Annotated in this window: 27 protein-coding genes; all 27 read right to left on the bottom strand. The window is 33.4% G+C overall.

The features are described 5' to 3' along the window. Positions 1 to 3 precede the first annotated feature (3 nt). The 27 genes from FLACOL7796_RS16745 to lpdA all read right to left on the bottom strand — a co-directional run bounded on the left by FLACOL7796_RS16745 (position 4) and on the right by lpdA (position 18,638). Positions 4 to 429 (bottom strand): DUF1801 domain-containing protein, encoded by a 426-nt coding sequence (locus FLACOL7796_RS16745; RefSeq protein ID WP_173971878.1) that lies wholly within the window; start codon positions 427 to 429, stop codon positions 4 to 6. Between the two features lie 6 nt (positions 430 to 435). Beyond that, positions 436 to 1,482 carry a serine hydrolase domain-containing protein gene (locus tag FLACOL7796_RS16740; protein WP_173971877.1) on the bottom strand — a complete coding sequence of 349 codons (1,047 nt, stop codon included), beginning with the start codon at positions 1,480 to 1,482 and terminating at the stop codon, positions 436 to 438. A 225-nt stretch (positions 1,483 to 1,707) separates the two neighbouring features. Next, positions 1,708 to 2,076 (bottom strand): nuclear transport factor 2 family protein, encoded by a 369-nt coding sequence (locus FLACOL7796_RS16735; protein ID WP_173971876.1) that lies wholly within the window; start codon positions 2,074 to 2,076, stop codon positions 1,708 to 1,710. 100 nt (positions 2,077 to 2,176) lie between these two features. After that, a complete protein-coding gene (locus tag FLACOL7796_RS16730) occupies positions 2,177 to 2,872 on the bottom strand; it encodes a hypothetical protein (RefSeq protein ID WP_173971875.1) in 696 nt (231 codons plus the stop codon). Positions 2,873 to 2,888: 16 nt separating this feature from the next. Next, on the bottom strand, positions 2,889 to 3,569 hold the full coding sequence (locus FLACOL7796_RS16725) for an aspartate/glutamate racemase family protein (protein WP_173971874.1): 681 nt from the start codon (positions 3,567 to 3,569) through the stop codon (positions 2,889 to 2,891). A 9-nt stretch (positions 3,570 to 3,578) separates the two neighbouring features. Further along, the gene (locus FLACOL7796_RS16720) at positions 3,579 to 3,794 is read right to left on the bottom strand and encodes an ArsR family transcriptional regulator (protein WP_173971873.1); all 216 of its coding nucleotides are present in this window, start codon (positions 3,792 to 3,794) and stop codon (positions 3,579 to 3,581) included. Between the two features lie 22 nt (positions 3,795 to 3,816). Continuing rightward, positions 3,817 to 4,227, bottom strand: coding sequence for a hypothetical protein (locus FLACOL7796_RS16715; RefSeq protein ID WP_173971872.1), 411 nt, complete (start codon positions 4,225 to 4,227; stop codon positions 3,817 to 3,819). A 63-nt stretch (positions 4,228 to 4,290) separates the two neighbouring features. Then, the gene (locus FLACOL7796_RS16710) at positions 4,291 to 5,205 is read right to left on the bottom strand and encodes a helix-turn-helix domain-containing protein (protein ID WP_173971871.1); all 915 of its coding nucleotides are present in this window, start codon (positions 5,203 to 5,205) and stop codon (positions 4,291 to 4,293) included. 12 nt (positions 5,206 to 5,217) lie between these two features. After that, positions 5,218 to 6,114 (bottom strand): NmrA family NAD(P)-binding protein, encoded by an 897-nt coding sequence (locus FLACOL7796_RS16705; protein WP_173971870.1) that lies wholly within the window; start codon positions 6,112 to 6,114, stop codon positions 5,218 to 5,220. A 102-nt stretch (positions 6,115 to 6,216) separates the two neighbouring features. Then, positions 6,217 to 6,702, bottom strand: a complete 486-nt coding sequence (locus tag FLACOL7796_RS16700; RefSeq protein ID WP_173971869.1) for an SRPBCC family protein — start codon at positions 6,700 to 6,702, stop codon at positions 6,217 to 6,219. Positions 6,703 to 6,798: 96 nt separating this feature from the next. After that, positions 6,799 to 7,224, bottom strand: coding sequence for a hypothetical protein (locus tag FLACOL7796_RS16695; protein WP_173971868.1), 426 nt, complete (start codon positions 7,222 to 7,224; stop codon positions 6,799 to 6,801). Continuing rightward, positions 7,217 to 7,603 (bottom strand): hypothetical protein, encoded by a 387-nt coding sequence (locus tag FLACOL7796_RS16690; RefSeq protein ID WP_173971867.1) that lies wholly within the window; start codon positions 7,601 to 7,603, stop codon positions 7,217 to 7,219. The genes FLACOL7796_RS16695 and FLACOL7796_RS16690 overlap by 8 nt, the downstream gene beginning before the upstream one ends. Positions 7,604 to 7,696: 93 nt before the next feature. Continuing rightward, positions 7,697 to 7,903, bottom strand: a complete 207-nt coding sequence (locus FLACOL7796_RS16685) for a helix-turn-helix domain-containing protein (protein ID WP_173971866.1) — start codon at positions 7,901 to 7,903, stop codon at positions 7,697 to 7,699. Positions 7,904 to 7,906: 3 nt separating this feature from the next. Beyond that, complete coding sequence (locus FLACOL7796_RS16680; protein ID WP_173971865.1) at positions 7,907 to 8,446, bottom strand: DUF2975 domain-containing protein; 540 nt, start codon at positions 8,444 to 8,446, stop codon at positions 7,907 to 7,909. Positions 8,447 to 8,825: 379 nt separating this feature from the next. After that, positions 8,826 to 9,452: a hypothetical protein gene (locus FLACOL7796_RS16675; RefSeq protein WP_173971864.1), complete on the bottom strand. Its 627-nt coding sequence runs from the start codon at positions 9,450 to 9,452 to the stop codon at positions 8,826 to 8,828. A 14-nt stretch (positions 9,453 to 9,466) separates the two neighbouring features. Continuing rightward, the gene (locus tag FLACOL7796_RS16670) at positions 9,467 to 10,252 is read right to left on the bottom strand and encodes a hypothetical protein (protein WP_173971863.1); all 786 of its coding nucleotides are present in this window, start codon (positions 10,250 to 10,252) and stop codon (positions 9,467 to 9,469) included. A gap of 173 nt (positions 10,253 to 10,425) precedes the next feature. After that, complete coding sequence (locus FLACOL7796_RS16665) at positions 10,426 to 10,842, bottom strand: hypothetical protein (RefSeq protein WP_173971862.1); 417 nt, start codon at positions 10,840 to 10,842, stop codon at positions 10,426 to 10,428. Positions 10,843 to 10,988: 146 nt separating this feature from the next. Continuing rightward, on the bottom strand, positions 10,989 to 11,399 hold the full coding sequence (locus FLACOL7796_RS16660; RefSeq protein ID WP_173971861.1) for a hypothetical protein: 411 nt from the start codon (positions 11,397 to 11,399) through the stop codon (positions 10,989 to 10,991). A gap of 69 nt (positions 11,400 to 11,468) precedes the next feature. Then, the gene (locus FLACOL7796_RS16655; RefSeq protein WP_173971860.1) at positions 11,469 to 11,888 is read right to left on the bottom strand and encodes a GNAT family N-acetyltransferase; all 420 of its coding nucleotides are present in this window, start codon (positions 11,886 to 11,888) and stop codon (positions 11,469 to 11,471) included. A gap of 34 nt (positions 11,889 to 11,922) precedes the next feature. After that, the gene (locus FLACOL7796_RS16650) at positions 11,923 to 12,825 is read right to left on the bottom strand and encodes a PhzF family isomerase (RefSeq protein ID WP_197913332.1); all 903 of its coding nucleotides are present in this window, start codon (positions 12,823 to 12,825) and stop codon (positions 11,923 to 11,925) included. Between the two features lie 19 nt (positions 12,826 to 12,844). Continuing rightward, complete coding sequence (locus FLACOL7796_RS16645) at positions 12,845 to 13,504, bottom strand: DUF2306 domain-containing protein (protein WP_173971859.1); 660 nt, start codon at positions 13,502 to 13,504, stop codon at positions 12,845 to 12,847. Between the two features lie 28 nt (positions 13,505 to 13,532). Further along, positions 13,533 to 13,766 (bottom strand): hypothetical protein, encoded by a 234-nt coding sequence (locus FLACOL7796_RS16640; RefSeq protein WP_173971858.1) that lies wholly within the window; start codon positions 13,764 to 13,766, stop codon positions 13,533 to 13,535. A gap of 363 nt (positions 13,767 to 14,129) precedes the next feature. Continuing rightward, on the bottom strand, positions 14,130 to 14,519 hold the full coding sequence (locus FLACOL7796_RS16635; protein ID WP_173971857.1) for a DUF1801 domain-containing protein: 390 nt from the start codon (positions 14,517 to 14,519) through the stop codon (positions 14,130 to 14,132). 257 nt (positions 14,520 to 14,776) lie between these two features. Then, positions 14,777 to 15,421 carry a suppressor of fused domain protein gene (locus FLACOL7796_RS16630; protein ID WP_173971856.1) on the bottom strand — a complete coding sequence of 215 codons (645 nt, stop codon included), beginning with the start codon at positions 15,419 to 15,421 and terminating at the stop codon, positions 14,777 to 14,779. A gap of 180 nt (positions 15,422 to 15,601) precedes the next feature. After that, positions 15,602 to 16,351, bottom strand: a complete 750-nt coding sequence (locus FLACOL7796_RS16625) for a DUF2314 domain-containing protein (RefSeq protein WP_173971855.1) — start codon at positions 16,349 to 16,351, stop codon at positions 15,602 to 15,604. 172 nt (positions 16,352 to 16,523) lie between these two features. Continuing rightward, positions 16,524 to 17,012 (bottom strand): TPM domain-containing protein, encoded by a 489-nt coding sequence (locus tag FLACOL7796_RS16620; RefSeq protein ID WP_173971854.1) that lies wholly within the window; start codon positions 17,010 to 17,012, stop codon positions 16,524 to 16,526. Positions 17,013 to 17,249: 237 nt separating this feature from the next. Beyond that, positions 17,250 to 18,638 (bottom strand): dihydrolipoyl dehydrogenase, encoded by a 1,389-nt coding sequence (lpdA, locus tag FLACOL7796_RS16615; protein ID WP_173971853.1) that lies wholly within the window; start codon positions 18,636 to 18,638, stop codon positions 17,250 to 17,252. Positions 18,639 to 18,946: the final 308 nt, after the last annotated feature.

Genomic DNA, 18,946 nt, shown 5'->3' with positions numbered 1-18,946 from the left:
AATTTAATTTGAAGGATATAGTTTTTTTAAATTTTCTAAAGAAATTGCAATCATATTTTTAAGGACATCAACATCGATATCGGCTAATTTTTTGACATAAATACAACCTTTTGAGGATTTGTGCTTGCCTAGTTTAGCAAGTAATTCGTCTCTATCTTCGGGCGCTGTATATACATAAAGGGATATGGCAGCTTTTCTTGGAGAAAAAGCCACAAGCGGGGCGTCGCCTTCATGACCGCTGGCATATTTGTAATGATAACTTCCGAAACCAATAATACTTGGTCCCCACATTTTGGGTTCAAAATGACTAACTTCCTGCATTATTTTGACAAGCTCAAAAGCGTCCTTTTTTTTGGTTTCATCTTCAACAAAAGCATCTATAAAATCAACAATACTTTCATTAGTTTCGGTAGTTTTATTTTTTGCCATTGTATCTTATTTTTTATTTAGTAAAGTACTTTTTAGCAGAATGTCTTTGATTTTTAGTTCTGTAGCGTAAAATAAATCACGATCTTGATTCATTTGGTTTTCTAGAATAATCAAACTTACGTCGCTTTCCGGAAAGTATAAATTTACAGAAGAAAATCCATCACCTAAACCGGTATGACCAACATATTTAATAGGTTCGTTGTCAACAATTCTAAAGCCATATCCGTATCCTACTTTTTCTTTTCCGAAGAAACTATTTTGGGCCGTTATATTGTACTTAAACAGTAATTGATAACTTTCCGGTTTTAGCAATTTTCCTTTATGGAGATTTTCATTCCAGATGGCTAAATCGCTGGCTGTTGAAACAATTCCGTTAGAAGAAGTTCCATCAATAGTAATCATCGTTTTTGATATTTTTTTAAAGGAGTTATTGTTGTTGACATATCCGGAAACTAAATTTTTAATTGGCGCTGCAGAAAAACAAAGTGTATGTTTCATTTTTAGCTCTTTAAAAAATGAATTGGCTACTTCATAATAGCTTTTTTTAGTAACAGATTCAATTATTTTTCCCAATAAACTATATCCTAAATCACCATATTTAAAATTACTTCCGGGTTTAAATAAAAGCGGTTTCTTTAGATCCACTATTCCATGCGTATGATTTAAGAGTTGGTGAACCGTTACAGAATCTGCCCAGGTTTGAGTTAATTGCGGTAAATATTTTTTTATTGGTGCCTGTAGATCGATTTGGCCTTTTTCGACTTCTTTTAAGATTAAAACAGCCGTGATTTGTCTGGTATTCGACATGATTTCGAATTGGCTGTCTGTTTTTAAATATTTTCGGGTTTCAAAATTAGTAAAACCATATGCTTTATTATAAACCGTTTTTCCGTTTTTAGCAATCAGGACAACACCATTAAATATGGGATTGCTGACACTTATTAAACTATCAATTTGAGCGGCGTAATTGTTTTTTTTCTGAGCGAATGTATTATGATTTGAAAAGAAAAGAATAGAAGATAATAGGAAGAGGATTCGAAGTTTGGAAGTCATTTTTTTTGTTTCTGGTTTTTAAAGTTTGTTTTCAGTCTCAGTCTCAGTTTTCAGTCTCAGTTTTCAGTCACAGTTGTGAATTGTCTACTACGACTTAACGGCAAAGAACGCTAAGTTTTTATTTGTGTAATTTTATAAATTGGCAAAGTTCGCAAAGTTTTTTCAGTCTCAGTTTTCAGTTCCGTTTGTAAACTGTTTACCGCGACTGAAAACTGCGACTATAATCTAGAACATTCCGTTTTTGTTAATAGGTTCCCGGGGTACAGGTTGTCCTAAATCCCAAAGTTCTACAATTTTATCCGATTTAATTTTAAGGATATGAACTACCGCAAAACCCAGATCGACCGGGGTTTGTTTTAAATGCGAATGCACGGCGACCAGATTCCCGTCTTCTAAAATATGATGAATTTTAAAAACTTTATTAGGGTTTGTTCTTGTAGATTCTTCCATTGCCAACATCAAAGTATCGGCATCCCCTTTAAAATAGGCATTATGATGTTTAAAATTTGCGCCAACATACAGACGGAAAGCTTCGTGTGAATGCCCTTTTGCAGCAAGCTTTAAAAAGTTCTGGGCTATTTCTTTCTTAGTCATGATTTTAAAATTTTAAAAAGCTAACTAAGTTATAAAATAAGATTTTAAGAAGTTAAAAAAGCATTTAATATTTTATTCGAAATGTTTAAAATTTATATTCTTAAAGAATAATTAAACCATTAGATTTTAAATAGCGATTTTCATTGATAAGTTTTTTTGCTTCGGGACTAATCCAAAAATTGGGACGATAGAGTTTTGTACTGCTTTGCAATTTTGGTTTGTTAGATAATGCCTTTATATTTTTTACTAAGTCATTAAATAATAACTGATTATTAAATTGTTGTGCATCAATAGCCGAATTGAATTTATCCGTAGAAAAACTTACAACTTTAGGATACGTTAGTTCTAAACCTATCGTGCCTTGAGTATTCATGTAAGCAATGCTTAAACTTTGTTTATTCTCTGAAAAAGTAAGATAAAAAGGACTGATATTGATTACAGGTTCTGTTGGATCGACCAATTTAAATGCAGAAATAGCTCTTTCTTTGTCTATAATTTCTTTAAAGCCAATTTTATTGATATCGTTGGTAATGGATATTCTTATTTTACTCTCGTAAGACCAATGTTCTTTTTTATCATATTCTTTATTGCCAATTATGATTTTGGTAAAAAAATCTTTGTAACCATTAAACACATAAGATGCATCAGTTGCAGTATAATCTATGGGAACCCTTGTATTTGTGATAACAAAGTGAAATTTAAGTTTTTCGAAAATTGATTCAAATTCCGGAGGTGTAAGGATAAAATTAAATTTATTCCAGCCTTTTCCAGAACCCAGTCCGCCAAAATAGCTCATAGATTATAATTTAAGTTTAAGCAAGCATAAAGCTCACAATAGCGTCAGAATGTATTTTTGTGGTATCAAAAACAGGAACAGAAAAATCAGATTGATTTATTAATAACGGAATTTCGGTACAGCCTAAAATAATTGCTTCGGCGCCACGCCCGATGAGTTCGTTGGCAATTTTGATATAGTTTTCTTTCGATTCCGGATTTATAATTCCTTTGCCCAATTCTTGTTTCAAAACTTGTTGTATATAATTTCGGTTTTCCTGACTTTCCGGAATCAATACATTCAAACCAAAACTCTTTAGGCGATCTTTGTAAAAATCCATTTCCATAGAAAACGAAGTTCCTAATAAACCAACAGTCGTGATTTTTTCTTGTACTATAGCTTTTGCAGTTTCAGTACCAATATGAATTAAGGGTACATCAATTTCTTTTTCGATTTTTTCCGCATGCATATGAGCTGTATTGGCACATAGTACAATGGCATCAACGCCACTTTTTTGTAAACTTAAACACGCATTCAATACCAGTTCGTATGAGTTTGGCCAGGTTTTTTCCTGAATATCGCCAAAGTTCAAAGAATAAATCAGGCATTCTGCAAATTGCAGTCCGCCCAGCTTTTTATTTACACCTTCGTTTATGAATTTATAATAATCAATTGTCGAAACCCAACTGGTTCCGCCTACAAGCCCAACTTTTTTCATTCTTTTTATTTATAAATCTTCCGACTTGATTTGCGAAATATCGATGCCTAGTTTTTCAAATTCTTCCTGTCCTAAATCAGTAATATAAAAATGCTTATCGGTTGGTTTGCTTTTAGCAATCCATCCTTTTTCGGCAAAATTTTCTACCAATAGTTGCCCTAATTTTCCGCCAATATGTTCGTAACACATTTTTGCGGGTTTTCGTGATATTGATTTCTCGCTCATCTTGAAAAATATGAAGTTAAGATTATTTTGAAACAACCAGTTTTCTGGCAAAATAAGCCATTGGTAAGTATGCAAATACGATATCTATAATATTGTACCAAATTGGCGACGGCAAAGTGCACACATTTACAATACCTCCTAACAAAAAGAAAGCACCAATTACCAGAGATAATTCGGTTTTGCGAGTGGCGGCAATTACTGCTGTTGTAGCGGCCCCGGCAAAAGTACCTATAGCATGTGCCAGAAAAGGAAAAATAAAATGTTTAGGTTCGAATAAATGCATCGTAGCTTTTAATCCTTCCATAGTGGTAACGTCTGCGCCATTTGGAGGCGGTATAACCGAGCCACTCATTAAAATAATAGCCATGTTGACAATACTTCCCACAAAAAGGCCAATGATTACGGCCAGCGTATTTCTGAAAATAGGATTCATAATTTCAATTTTAATATCACGAATTTATGAAAATTATGAACGTCATTTTTACGAAAACGCTTTTTAATTAAAAGACTGCCTAAATTCTAAAGGCGAGACATTTGTTTTGGTTTTAAACAATTTGCTAAACGATTGCTGGTGTTCAAAGCCTAATTCAAAAGCAATTTCGCTTATCGACAAGTTGGTAGTCGAAAGTTTTTCTTTGGCTTTTTCGATGAGTTTATCGTGTATGTGCTGTTGCGTGCTTTGGCCTGTAAGGGATTTTAGCAATCCACTCAAATAATTGGGCGTAACATTCAGGTTTTCCGCAATATAATGTACTGTTGGCAATCCGTTTTTAGATAAAGAACTTGTTTCGAAATATTCTTCGAGCAGGTTTTCTAAGCGGGCCAGAATTTGATGATTGCTTATTTTACGGGTTATAAATTGTCGGTTATAAAAACGTTCTGCATACGTAAGCAATAACTCGATTTGGGCAATAATAACATCCTGACTGAATTTGTCAATATTCGACTGATATTCCTGCTGAATGTTTTTTATGATGGCAATAATCATCTTTTCTTCCTTATCAGATAAGTGCAAAGCTTCATGAACCGAATAGCCAAAATATTCGTATTGTTTGATTTTTTTTGCCAGAGGCGTATTCCATAAAAAATCAGGATGGACAAGTAATGACCATCCTGTATGCTGTAACTCGGCATTGCCTTCTATAGAAAAAACCTGACCTGGCGCAATAAATAGCAAAACTCCTTCTTTAAAATCGTATTCCTGCTGACCGTAACGCATGGTTGCATTGGCATGACGTTTTAATGCAATCGAATAAAAATCGAGCATCAAACTTTTAGGTTCTTCTTCGTTAAGATGTTTAAGATCTTCAAAATTATAAACGCTCACTAACGGATGCTCAGGTTTGGGCAAATCTCTAAATTCGTGAAATTCGCTGATAGTTTTTATTCGATGAGGTTGATGATTTGCCATAGTCTAAGGTACTTATTTCTGATTATAAATTGCAGCAAATTCCTGGGCATAATCAACCAGTTTTGTTTTTCCTAATATTGCCGGTTTATTGTTATTGTAATCTTCTCCCAACAACCCGTTGTAAAGTCCGGCGTACATTTCGACCAAACCTTCGGCAATTTTAGGCTGCATTCCCACATTTACCAAACCGTTTAAAGTTTCTTCATCGCTGATTAAAACCCATTTTAAATCCGGTTTTCCTATGGCTTCGCCCAAAATTCGGGCAGTTTCGTGACCTGTAACTTCCTCGCTTGATACGTAACGAATCTTTTTTCCGTCAAGCGGAGAGGTGATTTCTTCGGCAATTGCAGCCGCAATATCATTTGGAGAAACCCACGGAATAACACTGTCAGCCCCATAATTTGCCGCAATAATACCTTGCGATTGAATCAGCGGAATATACGCCAGCAAATTATAAAAGAATGAGGTAGGACGCATAAAGGTTATCGAAACATCCTGAAGCTTTTTCAAAATACTTTCGATCTCATTATAACGCTGAATAATTCCTGAATTTTGCTCTAAATGCGCGCCAATACTACTTAAAAATACAACACGTTTTACGCCTGATTTCTGGATTGCTTCGGCATAACTATTCCCAATTTTTCGGGTAAAAGCATCCAAATCAAGATTGGGATCAAAATAATTCGCACGCGGAATCATACAATAAACCGCATCTGCGCCTGTAAAAACCTCGGCTAAAAAAGCCACATCTTCAACAGAACCTATAGCTGCCTTAGCTCCAAGAGCTTCAATTTCGGCTTGTTTCGCTGTACTGCTGCTTATTACTGTAACTTCATGTCCTTTTTGCACTAACTCCTGGGTCAATGGCTTGCTGATGTTCCCTAACGAACCTGTAATTGTAATTTTCATTTGTCTCTATTTTTATAGTACAAAGTTGCGCAAGATTCATCGGGCAGATTTAGCCAAAACTATTTTTGTCGTAGTCTAAAAATGGAAGTCAAAAAGACCGAATTAATTTTGAGACAATTTCTTCTCGTTTTCGGTTTGTGGTTTTCCGGTGGCATTGGGTTCGCCTTTTTCGGTTGTAATTAGTTTTTTCAAACTATTCTGAATGTAATTGGTCCAGGCGCCCTGGCATATTTCAAAACATTCGTATTCTGAGGTTAAACCAAAATGCGTAAAACGAAGTTCTGTTTTACCGTCTTTTTCAGCAATCTCAAAAGTAGGTTTTGTTCCCGTCCATTCTGTTTTGTCTTGGGTGAATTTAAAATAGTTTTCTTCAACCAGCCAAACGATTTTCTGATTTTCGATTACCTCAATCAGTTTTACTTTACAACGATGAATATCTTCATAATGATAGTTAAATTCATCGTTCAATTTAGCCGTGTTGCCTTCTATTTCTTCAGACCACCAACCCCGAACATTGGTTACGGCATTAAAAACTTCTTCAGGAGATTGGTCTACTTGTATTGTTGTGGTAAAATCTGTTGCACTCATTTTATCTGATTTAGAAATTAGTATAACAAATTTAATGTTTAATAATCAATAGTTTAGGGATTAAAAAAGACAGTTTTAAGGGGCATATAAGACGAATTATTTTACAGATTCATAAACAAAAACAGTAAAGTAACCGTCCTTTGGTTTAAAACTGTAGTTGTTAAATTCTTTATAGGGAAAAATAGCATCAAATGTTTTGGTTTTATAATATCTTCCGGTTAACTCAATTGTTTTTCCGTCATTTAGTTTCTCAATATTTTTGGCAGAAAAGCTCTGGATATTACTATTTTTAGTATCAAGATAAAAACAATATTCAATTAAAGTACTATCATTTTTTTTAGCATTATAGTTTTCTTCAGTGATAAAACCGGGTCTGTCGGTAGTGGCCCACTCAATAAATTTTATCTTTATAACTTCTTCTTTTGTACTAATTAGTTCATAGTTAGAAAAGCGGTCTTTATCATTTTGCGTACAGTTCCAGAATAGCGTTGCAACGAGAAATGTTAGTATAATCTTATTCATGTTTAAGGATTATTCTATATTTTTTCATTTGAGGATTTTTGATGATGTAGGTCACTTTATCAATAGCGGTCGAGGTACACGCGTCGCCTGACAGGGCTTTATGAATAAGTAAAATAGAATCTCTTTTTATTGCAACATCCCCCGCATAATTGGTACAGGCATTTACTTCAATAAATCTGGATACAAAGATTATATCATCAATATATTCCACTTTTAATTTATCATTCAATTTAGGCTGAAGTTCGAACCAATTTTTATCGCCCAATTCAGCAGCAGTAGAAGTTTTAAAGTAAATTAAACTATGATGCTGAGGCAATTGTTCCGGGCCTGTCTCTTTATTTTCGCAGGATAAAAGAGAAATGTAAGTAGTAAAAGGCATAGAGTATTGGACATATTTTAAAAATATAAAAAAAGTAAATATAAGATTTTATTTACATTTTTAAAATATGCCGTACTGTGATTATTAAAAAAATTATTCAGGGATAAACTCTAAAATGTCTCCCGGCTGGCATTCTAAAACTTTACAAATTGCTTCGAGCGTACTAAACCTAACGGCTTTTGCTTTGCCTGTTTTTAATATCGAAAGATTCGAAAGCGTCAGGTCGACTTTTTCCGAAAGCTCATTCAATGACATTTTTCGTTTTGCCATCATAACGTCGAGATTTACTATAATTGGCATAATTTATATGGTTAATTCACTTTCCTTTTGCAGTTCAATTCCTTTTGCAAAAAGTTGTGAGATGAAATATAAAATGCCGGCAAAAAATAAAAAGGCATCTCCAAGACCTATATGTTCCATTAAATTAGGAAGCTGAATTCCCATAGCAGTAAATTTTTCCGAATACGAAACGGTTACATTACTCAAAAGCCCGACAATAAGCGAAAAACCACTCATTTTTTGAATCAGTTTTCCAATTGTTTCATGAAACGGACTAACAAAATTAATTTTCAGGAAAATCTGAATGACCGCATAAAATATTAAAGCTTCAAAAATGGTAATTGCGGTAAGGCAGAAAACCATAATCGAATAATCGATTTGATCATAAGCCTTTAATGCTGACAAATCTAAACCCAAAGGCAGATTTTTTGCCCCAACTTCACTAATAAACATACTAACCCCGTATGAGGCCAAAAGCGAACCTGCTTTTACGCAAAGTCCGATAAAAGCAATCCATGACACTATGTTCAGGAGCTTTAAAATGTAAACTGATTTTGTAGACATAATATTTTGATTTAAAAAATTATATGATACAAAGATATATAAATTTATTGTTTATCAATAAATATTTGTTTTTTATTAATTAAAATTTGTGTTTATTTAATAAGGAGCAGAAGAATAAAGCTTTTGCAATAACCATTTGTCCCGCTGTACACTATATCTTTTTCTTGTTAAAGAAACAAGAAAAAGGATACCGCTCCCATCGGGGCTAGACCAAAAGTTTTTCATTTATAAGAAATGAAGGTAGGGGTATATTAACTGACTATGAGATAAAAATAATGACGTCAATTTGCAATATCACTTTCAAAGCAAAAAAAGATCTCAGTAAATCTGCTTAAATCCGTTTAATCAGCGTGCTATCTTAATCCTGTTTCATAAAGAATCACGAATATTTTTTATAGATGATATACGCGATTAAAAAATAAATAAAGAAAACCCAAAATACAAACCAGCCATACCGCTGTGTATTAACAATATTGTCATAATAATGGGTTTTTATCTTAAAGTAAGGCTTGGTAATGTTCTTTAAATTTTGAGCAAGAATCGCATAATTTGTAATCTCGAGAGAAGTAATTACAATGTTCTTAGCGTCATAAAGTTCGATTATCGTTTTTTTGCCTTTATAGATATCATATTTTTTAAAATTATGAGAACCTTTTATATCATAATCCTGATCGTAAACATTGCAAACATCATCAAAATGAATATCGCGTGACGAAAACAACAAAGGATATGCAATTTTTAAACCGGTATGGGTAAGTATAACTTTCTTTACAGTTAAAATCATGTAGATGCTTAAAGCAGCAAATAATAAAATCGAGAGAGCAAATACCCAAACAAAAATATTTTCTGTTGAATAATGGATGAAATAATTAATATTAAAGGTAAAATAAGCAATAGTTACAGAAAGCAGCAGTGTAAAAATACCCAAACCAATTAAAAGTAAATTAGGATTACCTACAATTATTAGTGTATTTTCAATTGCTGTTTCATTTTTGGTTTTACTCATCAGTACAATTATATTTATTCAATTCGTTTTACCACATTATCAAGACTATTCACCACAAGCTTAAAAATGATCTTATTGTCAGGGAAAAACTTTTGCATGTTGTTTCTTAATTCTACAAAAGGTTGTGATGCAGTTACATCGTCTTTAACAGATTCATTGCACGAAATGGATATTTCGTAGTTATTATTGATCTTTTCGAGATACACATATTTGGTCAGGGCATCGTCAAAAAAAGTAGTCTTTTTAAAAACTTCGGCAATTTTATCGACTTCATTTTCATCAATATTGTTTTGATACACAATTTGATGTTGCATCGCGCCGTATGTTTTTGTTGACTCTGTAAGTCTTCCGTTGGCAGTTTCGGTCAAAAAATAAGTACTAAAAACAGCACCAAGAAGAATTGAAATGCCGATAATAGAAATTACGATTGTACGGCCCCAGTTAAATTGTTCGCCACCACTTTCGATGTGTTCATTGATTAGTTTTTCCTGATATAGTTTGGTATAATAAGCCGCAATCCCCATATAGATAAGCGGAAAGACAATATTAGGAATCTTATCTAGAATATTTTCAGGAACAAAAAATATAAGGGCAAAGATACAGAGGGTTGCCAGTATTGTGATAATCCATGTTTTTTTTGCCTTGTCAGAATCGCCAAAAACTTTAAAATTTTCTGCCATAAAATAACCGGCAACTAACGGACCTCCTAAAAAAGTCCCAACACGAATTGCTTTTTCAGTATAAATTTTTTCTGTTGGTATTTCTTCAAAAATTGATTTTTCAGGTAATGTTTCTTCCATAAAATATTTTTTAAATGACCGTTTTTCTTTTCAACGAAAATACAAATTAAAACCAAAACAGAGATTTGATAGTATCGCTGTAAAAAGGGAATTAAAAATAAAAAACCGCTTTTAGATGTATTACTAAAAGCAGATTTTTTTTGAAGGGTGTATGTAGATGTTATTAAAGTTCTTTACAACTTCGCAGCATTTATTCTCGCATATTTGTAAGTATAACAATCATAACATTCATCTTTTAAGTACAATTCATCTCCTTTAATTTCAAAAGATTGCAGTTTAGGAATATCGTTTGCTATTAAATTACTTTGAACCTCTATCATTTTTTTGATATCGCCAAAAATTGATTTTTTTGTTTGATAAGAAAAGGCCTGAGTATTAGTTAAAGTTCCATTGTTATATGTTTTTAGGATATTAGCAGCAAACTCGATTGTAATTTTCTGTTCAGGTTTTGGTGAAGACTGGGAATTAATTCCGCCGGAAATACTAATTAGGGACCATTCTCCTTTTAATTGATTTTCTGATGAATTTTTATCATCATTACTGCAAGAACAAAATAAGACAATTGCGATTAATAGAAGCAATTTTTTCATAGTTATAGATTTTACGTTGGTTTAATTAATAGATGTAAAACCTGTAAATGGTTGCGTATTTTTTGTGTAATTTCTTAAAACTTTACATTTTCTTAATATTGAGTAGTGAAAGTTCAAATGAAATAAAAATACAATTCCGGACTAAATTATTGTATTGCAAAAATAATTACATTGCTAAATTGCTCTATTTGTTCGATTACAAATAAGCTGTCATTAAAATAATCCATATCAAAATCGTCATCGCCCCAAATCTCAAATCTTTTGCGGCAGGTTTCTAATGCTGTTTTGTCAAAAGTATTTTCATTCCAATCCAGTTGCTGTTCTTGTGCGATCTCGAGGGCTTCTTCATTAACATATTCTTCTTCAGAAAATGCAATATATAATTGATATTCATCATCAAATATAATATTGATCTGATTGTCCTCTAATACAATTTCAGGCTTGTTTTCTATTACCGGTCTTTCATAAAAAGTTTCCAGATTGTTTTTTAAAGCAATCAGACTCGCATCTGAAGTGGGTGTTATAAATGCTAAGTAGGAGTAAAAAGTATTTGCCATTTTTGGGTTTAATGATGGTTTGGTTTATGATCAATTTCTATTTTTTGCGATTAAATCTTTAGTTATCTGTTACATTAACTCAAACAAAATATAATCTCCATGTTCAGATGGGCCTATTTCTTTTTCAATAAATCCTTTTTTTCTATAAAAGGCAACGGCTTTTGTATTTTCTTTTAAACATTTTAAGGTAATGGGCAGGAGCGTTTTCTGAATTGCAGCGTTTAATAATAAAGTCCCAACGCCTTTGCCCTGATATTTTTGATCGACATAAAAATGGTGAATAAAGTTATTAGGCATCCAGATCGAAATAAAACCAACGGGAATTTCCTGGTCTATAGCAACTAAGACCAATTCTCCTTTTATGTGTTTTTCAAAATCGTCTAATTTAAATTCTGTAGGATCGAGCCAGAAAAATGTATCTTGTCTTTCCTTCAGGAACAGTTTTCTTAAAACATCAAAATCGGTATTTTTAATTTCTCGTATTATCATAATAGTTTTTTTATCTCACTTAACTATTGTTCTACTAGATTTCTATTTCGGCTCTAAAGACAACTACAGCGTCGCCTTTTATCTGAATCAATTTTGGTTTGTTTTCTTCGGTTACGACTTTAACTTTTATTACACCAAGACGATCTATTTTTTCACCTTGTTTTCCGTTAAATTCAAATGTGTTGTTTTTATAATCGATGATATTGTTTTGTACCAGATAGCCTCCTAACGGGCCATTTGCGTTTCCGGTTACAGGATCTTCATTTATACCAATTGCGGGCGCAAACATTCTGCCGTATGTCAAAACATCCTGATCGTCTGAATCGAAAGTAAAAACGAAATAACCATTGCAGTTAATTTCGTTACTTAGTTGGGCTAAATCATTGTAAATTGGAGATAAATTATTGAGTTTCTCACGGCTTTTTATCCCGATCATTACTTTAGAATGTCCCGTAGAGGCAATTTGAACAGGACATTTTTCATCAAGATCTGATTTTTGTAATCCCAATGCTGTTATCATTTTTTGAGTTACAGCGGAATCAAAAACATCGCCGAGTTCGAAATTTCCCTGAGTCATTAAAATTTGATAATCTTCATTTTCCTTGATAATTTCAAATGGGAGAATACCAATTTTAGTTTTAAACCTTAAAATGCAGGAATCCAGTTTTTCTTCGATTGCTTTTGCATACATGGCTGCAATTGTCGCGTGTCCACAAATAGGTACTTCAGTATTTGGGGTAAAATAACGAATCACGCCATCGCAATCGTCACTGTCTGGAGCGAAAAGAAATGCCGTTTCGGAGTTGTTTAATTCTCTGGCGATCTGTTGCATTTCGTAATCGGTTAGTTCATCGGCATTGATGACAACTCGCGCCGGATTTCCTTTGAATTTTTCTTTTGTAAAAGAATCAATTTGATAGGTTATGAGTTTTTTCATTATTGTTTTGCGATGTTTTTTATTCCAGATTTATCTGTGTTTGTTGTTGTGTTTTATTTACTTTTTTAATCCAGTAAATAATATAAAATCCGCCAATTATTCCGGGTACAAACCAGCCATAAAAACTTGTAAAGAAATTGTTTACTACGACAAAGGCGGTTGTGGCTGAGATGTATCCGCCAATCATTTTTCCTAAATGTAGTTTTAGCCAGGCGGTATTTAGTTTCTCTATATTTTTGTAAAGAATTAGGTCACGGGTTGAAAAAACAAATCCGACGATACCCAAAACGGTTAAAACAATATTTATTTTTTGATGTACAAGAGGATTGTATACCACCATTATGACGGCGGTAAAAATCATAATGCCTGAAATAAGTTTGTCGGTTTTAAGATCGATATTTTTATTTTTGAATCTTAGGGCTCTGTAACCCGTTATGATAAAATAAGAACTAAAAATGCCTATGGCGAATAAAAACGGACTTTGATGTTGAGGTAAAACGGCTATAATTAAAGCGGTTAGGGCAGATAAAAGCATGCAGTAATAAAAAAGCTTTCCTGATTTTTTGTGTATGTTTTTTCCTTTTTTAACGATAAGTGCAATTAGTCCGGATAGGAGAGCAATGCCGCCAAATACAGCGTGAGAATAAATTAAGAGTGGTATTATTTGTTCTTTGTTCATTATAAGTTTTAGACTTTATAAAGGCTGTTTATTTGCTTATACTGAGTTTTGTTTCGAGTATAATGGGAAAATTCCAATATCCTTTCTTTATTTTTATTTCGGCAAAGTTGTACATGCTTATTTCTTTAAAGTCGTAATTGTGTATGTTGATTTCTTTTTTGGTGCCTTCGATCTGAACGACAATGCTGTTGGGAGATCTTTTGTAGCTTTCATGTTTTTCGAAGATGGGCGAAACTACAATGTACTCTGTATTTGTAGACAAATATTCGTTGGCAAGAAAAAAACTGGCGCAGGTAATTGTACCGTAAACTATGAGAATGGAAGCGAAATAGTTTACTGATTTAAAATTTTTTCCTTCGTAGTTTTTTTGATATTTATAAAATAGGGGCCCAAATATAAGACCGGCAATTAAGTAGATGTAAAGTAAAAACTCAAATTTTACTATTACAAAATTATGATAATGCCTTATTACATATATAAAACTGATAAGACAGAGTATAATTGAAATTACTTTTATGATAAAAGCAATGGTGTCCTTTTTTGAGGTTTTTTCTACTATTCTTTTTTTGATTCTTCGACTCATAAGTATAAAATGCTTTTGACTTTATGCTAAAGGATAAATTTATTATTTTAATCGTATTAAAACACCTTTTCTTTTGATTAAATTTTTATAATCCCATTGTATTTCCTGTGCTTTTTTGAGCCATCGTTCGAGATCGTCTTTGTTGATTTGGTCGACGGCGGTATAACGGGATTCTGCGGCTTTAAAAGAACCTTCGTTTAGGAGTTTTTCTTCGTCGAAAGATTGGCCGCTCCAGAAAAGTAGGCGCACAGCATTTTTTAGTTTGCTGTATCCTGCAATTGGATTTCCGTCGAGGAACCAAACGGGATGTGCGTGCCAGATTTTATTTTCGGCATTGGGAAGGTTCTGAGTGATTATTTGGGCTAACTGATCACAGATTTCTTTGTCTGATGGAGTTTGCGAATCGTTGTATTCTTGTATGGCTGCATTCATAATAATTAACTTTTTTGGTTGGTAACTAATTGAATGGTATTGTTTTGAAGATAAATTTTGAGTTATGCTAAAATAATCTTTTTATTGTAATAATTTGGTTTAGAAAGGGATGTTCTTATGAAAACGTTTGTTTGCGTTAGGGATGGGAGCGGTATCCTTTTATGGTGGGGTTCACCATAAAAGATATAGTGGACAGCCCCACCGAAGGGAACGCCCAAATAAAAATCCGACTTATGTTTATAAATCGGATTTTGGAATTATTTTCTGGTAAGATCTGTAATGAGCAACGGATTGTTTTCTTTGAGTTTATGGACTAATTGCTCGGCAGTTTCAGGATTTTCTTTAAGATGCTCGTATTCGGCAGAGGTGATTCCTACGATTTGCAGAAAGGAAACTTCGCCGTGTGGGGTTTGTTTCTTTTCGATTTCGGGATCGGCAACAATTAATAAAGCTGTGATATCGGTATCTGTGTCGAGTCTGATTGGGCCATTTGCGGGCATGTAATGAAATTCTTCAAACCAGTTGCCACTGTCGAATACGTATCTGGCAATGTTTTGAAGCATTATAATGGCCCAGCTTGGGTTTCCGTTATCGGGTTCGAAAGGTTTTAGTCTAAAGGTAAGTTCGAAACCCCATTTGCTAAATTCGTCATCCAGTTTTTCTTCGTTGTAATACAACTCCGAAAAGCCGTAGGTTACAAAATGAAAGTGATCTGTTTGTTTTTTGCTTTCGTAAATGCTGATTCCGTCAAGCGGATCTTCGCCGCCAAGTATATAAGGTATGGGAGGTGCGTAATGTTTGGGTTCCAGATTGGGATAAAGGCGTTCAAATTCCTGATCTATAGCCATCCAGCCAACAGCATCGTCTTCTGAAAATTGTTTTTTGTATTCGTCTAATGTCATGTTTCTGGTTTAAATATGAGACTTTATAAAATATCTCTTTAAGAGTGATATTGTTTAGTCTAATTTAAAAAGAAAATTTAGGATTTCTATATTTTGTAATGTTGTTTTTTATCGTGCAGAGTGGGGGAATATCAAACAAAAAATCCGACTTGCTTTCACAAATCGGATTTTTGAATGTTATTATTTTAAGATGGGAATTAAATGTTCCCATTTTAGTTGTTCGGCAAAATCTAAGGCCGTTTTATTGTTGTGTGTTCTGGCATTTATATCTGCGCCTGAATCTAATAGTACTTTTACCGTTGTACTGTTTCCTGCAATTGCTTCGCGGTGCAGGAAAGTATATCCTAGTTCGTCCTGAGCAGTAAGTTCGTTCGGGTTTGATTTTATAAATTCTAAAAGACTTTCCTGCATGTTTTGGCTCATCGGATGTTCTGTGAGGTTTTCAGGTTTTTCTTTTTGCTCGTAGGCAACAAGAATATCATTGTAATCTCCAAAATTCAATCCCCAGGCGGCGTCATGATCTTCTCTTTCGGCTTCGTTCATTTCTGATCGCATGGCTTGTATGGTAAACCCTCCGTATGTTTTGTCCTGAGTAACGAATAACCAATCGCTGATTTGATTTGCCGGAATTTCGACATATTCGCCATTTACAACATTGGTTAATTCGTTAGGATCATTAACTAAGATGCCTTTTATTTTTTCGCCATCAAAATTAATCTCATTGATCCACATATGTTCTACAACAGTCTCGTTATTAATTTCCTGTGTAAAGGCTAGTTTTACGCAGGCTACATCAAGTGCCGGAACTATTCGGCGATATTCCCATGATAATTCTCGCCAGAAATATTTAAAATTTTCCTGAGCTTTTTTGAATGCGTCGATCATTTTTGGACTTTCTCCGTCTGCAAAAAATATTGGTGTATTTTCCATTACTGATATTTTAGAATAATTATTTCTTATCACGTAAATATAAATTTTTTGTAAGAAAGGAAAAAAAGTAATTACTGATTTTATGAATGTTTTAAGTAGTTGCGGTTTTTAAGAATAAAAAAAACCGATTTACAAATGCAAATCGGATGGTGTGAAAATATATGTTTTGATTCTATTCGAGTTTTTTTATTATTTGGTTTACGGCACTTTCTAAGCCTTTATAAAAATCTCCTTTTTTAAATTCAGGTATTGCAAAATTGCTTATAATCGTTTTGGTTTCTTCCTGGCTCAGTTTGTTAAGTCCTTTATGGCTGCTTTGAATTTGAATTTGTCGCAGTTCTTTACTCAATACAAGTAAAATGGTGGGATTTAGTTTTAAATTATTATAAAGATAGCTTTCTAATGTAGCGGCATATTCAGGAACATTCGCATAAGGTTTTATAGAAGAAATGGTGACTACAATAATTTTATGGCCTGTTTTCTTTTCAGATGCTTTAAGAGTATTGTTTAAAGTCGCAATTTGACTTGAAGTTAGTATTTTTTCGAAATCGTTTAGATAACCATACGATTTTGAAAAAGTGTTTTCGGTGCCTGAATTTTGAGCAAAAAAGGTGTTGGGTAATAGAAAACAAATGGCAATTATAAGTAATAGTCTTTTCATCTGAGCGTAAATTTGGGTGCTGCAAAAATATCATTTTATTATTATAAATCTGTTTTTGTTTTATTTGAAAAGGTTACTATTTTGTTTGTCTTTGCAGGCTAATATAAAATGATGAATAAAGGGGAATTAGGTATTTTATAAAAACAAAAAAAATCCGACTTGCTTTCGCAAACCGGATTTTTTAAATTGAAAATAATATGTAACTCGCATTGACGCAAAAGCATCAATACAATATTTTTACAAGTGAATTACTTCGCCGTAAGCATCAGCTACAGCTTCCATAACAGCCTCGCTCATTGTTGGGTGAGGGTGGATAGATTTAAGGATTTCATGACCTGTAGTTTCTAGTTTACGAGCTACAACTGCTTCAGCAATCATATCTGTAACACCAGCACCAATCATGTGGCATCCTAACCATTCTCCGTATTTAGCATCAAAGATTACTTTTACGAATCCGTCAGCAGCACCGGCAGCTTTTGCTTTTCCTGAAGCTGAGAAAGGGAATTTACCAATTTTTAATTCGTATCCTTTTTCTTTAGCTTGTTTTTCAGTTAAACCTACAGAAGCAATTTCCGGAGTTGCGTAAGTACAACCAGGAACGTTTCCGTAATCGATTGGGTCTACGTGTAAACCAGCAATTTTCTCTACACAGTTAATTCCTTCAGCAGATGCTACGTGAGCCAAAGCTTGTCCAGGAGTAACGTCTCCAATTGCGTAGTATCCAGGAATATTAGTTGCGTTAAAAGCGTTTACTAAGATTTTATCTCTGTCAACAGCAATCCCAACTTCTTCTAAACCTATGTTTTCGATGTTAGTTTTAATTCCAACTGCAGAAAGTACGATGTCAGCCTCAAGAATTTCTTCTCCTTTTGCTGTTTTTACAGTAGCTTTTACTCCAGTTCCGGTAGTGTCAATTTTTTCAACAGAAGAGTTGGTCATAATTTTTACTCCGGCTTTTTTCATAGAACGCTCCATTTGTTTAGAGATATCCTCATCTTCAACAGGAACAATGTTTGGCATAAATTCTACAATAGTAACTTCAGTTCCCATTGAGTTGTAGAAATGAGCAAACTCAACTCCAATAGCTCCAGAACCTACAATAATCATAGATTTTGGTTGTGTTGGTAATGTCATTGCTTGTCTGTAACCAATTACTTTTACACCATCTTGTGGTAAGTTTGGCAACTCACGAGAACGAGCACCAGTTGCGATGATAATATGGTCAGCGCTATATTCAGTAACTTTATTGTCTTTATCTGTAACGTCAAGTTTTTTTCCTGGTTTTAGTTTTCCAAAACCTTCAATAACGTCAATTTTGTTTTTCTTCATCAAGAACTGAACTCCTTTGCTCATTCCGTCAGCAACACTACGGCTACGTTGTACAACTGCAGGGAAATCTTTATCGAATTCAGAAACTTTTAATCCGTAGTCAGAAGCGTGTTTTAAGTAATCAAAAACCTGAGCTGATTTAAGTAATGCTTTAGTTGGGATACATCCCCAGTTTAAACATACACCACCAAGGTTTTCTTTTTCAACTACAGCAACTTTAAAGCCTAATTGCGAAGCTCTAATCGCTGTTACATATCCGCCAGGACCACTTCCTAAAACAATAACGTCGTATTTCATCTTTTTGGTTTTTAGTATTTATTACCGAAAATGAAGTTTAATTCCGAAACTCATTTTTCGATTTATTCTTTTGTTATTTGTGATTGCGAATTTAAGGAATTATTTTAAAAAACACCTGAAATTTTATTTTTACCCACACAGATTTTGATCTTTTCACCTAGATTGTGCGAATTGTGAATTGTTAATTATGAATTATTAATTTAAAATTATCTTTTATCTTCTAAATCTGCAAAATAAAACTTTCATTAACAAAGCGAAGTCGAAGACCTTTCGAGATGAAAAGCTCTTCGACTTCGCTCAGAGTGAAA

The organism is Flavobacterium bizetiae (genome assembly GCF_902804475.1).
Lineage (GTDB): Bacteria > Bacteroidota > Bacteroidia > Flavobacteriales > Flavobacteriaceae > Flavobacterium > Flavobacterium bizetiae.
The sequence above is the reverse complement of the archived record's forward strand: the minus strand, read 5'-3'. Positions and strand labels throughout refer to the sequence as shown.